General features: G+C 62.6%; 2 protein-coding genes. Both read right to left on the bottom strand.

The genetic code is table 11. From position 1 onward, the window contains the following. A partial coding sequence (locus EN994_RS31425; RefSeq protein ID WP_127308150.1) for a DMT family transporter occupies window positions 1-619 on the bottom strand: 619 nt, incomplete at its 3' end. A 48-nt stretch (window positions 620-667) separates the two neighbouring features. Further along, entirely contained in the window at window positions 668-1,135 is a 468-nt protein-coding gene (locus tag EN994_RS36530; RefSeq protein WP_245466139.1) for a hypothetical protein, read from the bottom strand. Between the last annotated feature and the right edge of the window lie 284 nt (window positions 1,136-1,419).

Here is a 1,419-nt window from a genome sequence, read left to right as displayed (position 1 = left end):
GCAACAGGCGATCGGCTGGGGTGGCGACCCGTCCCACCATGATCGAATAGAAGGCCATGCACAGCGCCGACCCGAATGCGGCGAGATACCCGACCAGATCGCCGTCGAGCCAGGATTGGTTGCGCCCTCCCGAAATCACCAGCGCGACGCCGATGAAGCCTACCACCGCGGCGAGACCCAACAGTGCCGGACGCCGCGGATTTTCCAAGGCAATGACTGCCGCCGCGACCATCAACGGCCAGGTGTAGGCGACCAGATTGGCCTCGATCACCGGCATCGAAGCGAAGGCGATGTATTGCAGCACCATGGTGCCGACCAGGCCGATGAAGCCGACCGCGAGAGAGATGAGCGCCGCCCCGGCCGTGACCGGTGCTACTCTTTCCCGGCTCATCAATCGGATGGCCCGGCTCATCAATCGGATGGCGGCGAAGACGAGTGCAGCGCCTGCAAATTGCAGGAACTGGACCTGCGACACCGGGTGGCCGGTCAGCAGGGATTTGCCGACCAGGGCATTGGTGGACCACAACGCCACCGCACCGGCAGCGAAGACCAACGCGGATATCGAGCCGGATCCCTGCCGAAACAATCGGCATGGGATTCTATTTTGCTGTTCGACCATGATCCTGTCCGAAAACCGGTTCCGACTTTTCGGGATCATGGTTCACTATCATGATTCCCTGGCTCCGCCCGGAACCGGAGCATCGACGGCGGCGGGCACGGGATGCTCCGCCTCGAACCGACGGTAGGCCGGGAGCTGGTTGGTCCAGACATCTTCGGCCAGTTCGCTGACCCACTCACGGTCGTGGTCATTGTCGGCGGCGAGATAGAACATTCTGTTGTCGTCGACATAGGGTTTGGCCACCGAGCGCTGGTTGAGCACCAGCGTGACGCGCTCGCCGAACCGGATCGGCGCGGTGCGATGCAGGACGCCCAGGAACTGGCCGAGCGTCGCGTAGTTCATCTTGTGATCGATGCGCATGACACTGTTGCGCGGGATCTCGCGGCCGGATTCGAGAATGGCGCGGCCGGTTTCGGAGTCGTCGCAATAGATTTCGAGGTGGCCGCCGACCAGCGGATTGCTGATCGACAGCGGAATGAGCTCGGTGACCGGAACGCCATCGCAATGCCACTCCACGGCGCCGTCCCTGGATTCATGAAGGTGACCGTCGAGCCGACGATCGACAGCGGATAGGGCTCCAGCTTGGTGCCCATCATGTCGGACAGCCGCTCCAGGCGCAGCTTGTCATGCAGCAATTCCCTGATCTCGGGGATGTAACGGTCGGCCCCGGTGATGAAGGTCAGATCGAGGTGCTTGTGCACGGCATGGCTGGCCTTGAGCTTCAGGGCAGCCTCCTCGATCGCGGCAAGCAGTGCCGGGTCATAGCCGTGCAGATATTGCGCGACACCGAAACTCGACAC

The organism is Mesorhizobium sp. M7A.F.Ca.CA.002.09.1.1 (genome assembly GCF_003998555.1).
Lineage (GTDB): Bacteria > Pseudomonadota > Alphaproteobacteria > Rhizobiales > Rhizobiaceae > Mesorhizobium > Mesorhizobium ciceri.
This window is presented reverse-complemented; position numbering and strand designations above follow the sequence as displayed.